Origin of the sequence: Comamonas sp. B-9 (assembly GCF_000410635.1) — a bacterium.
In the GTDB taxonomy this organism is placed as follows: Bacteria; Pseudomonadota; Gammaproteobacteria; order Burkholderiales; family Burkholderiaceae_C; genus Comamonas.
In genome coordinates, this window is sequence record NZ_KE148594.1 from 431 (window position 1) to 930 (window position 500).

At 67.2% G+C, this 500-nt stretch carries 1 protein-coding gene; it reads left to right on the forward strand.

Annotated features, from left to right (window positions below; translation table 11 throughout):
* The coding region (locus H928_RS28045) for a branched-chain amino acid ABC transporter permease (protein ID WP_148293176.1) at positions 1-500 on the forward strand (500 nt) is incomplete at both ends.

A 500-nucleotide genomic window follows, 5' to 3' on the forward strand; every position in this document is an offset into this window, starting at 1 on the left:
TTTGCGCAGATCATCTGGGCCACCACCTTCCAGTGGGATTCGGTCACCGGCGGCAGCAATGGCCTCACCGGTGTCTGGCCTGCGGCCTGGCTGGAGGACAAGCGCTGGTTCTACCTGCTGACCCTGCTGCTGGCCACCGCCGGCGTGCTGGCGCTGTGGCGGGTGCTGTATGCGCCGCTGGGCTATGCGCTGCGTGCCAGCCGCGACGCACCGCTGCGCGCCGAGGCCATCGGCATTGCGGTGGCACGGGTGCAGTGGATGGGCTTTGTGCTGGCCGCCTCGGTGGCCGGGCTGGCGGGCGCCTTGTTTGCGTTCTCCAAGGGCAGTATTTCGCCCGAGACCATGTCGGTGGCCAAGTCGGTCGATGGCCTGGTCATGGTGCTGCTGGGTGGTGTGCAGACCTTGGTCGGCCCGATTCTGGGCGCCTTCAGCTTTACCTGGCTGCATGATGCCGTGGCGCGCAACACCGATTACTGGCGTGCCACCTTGGGCGCGGTGAT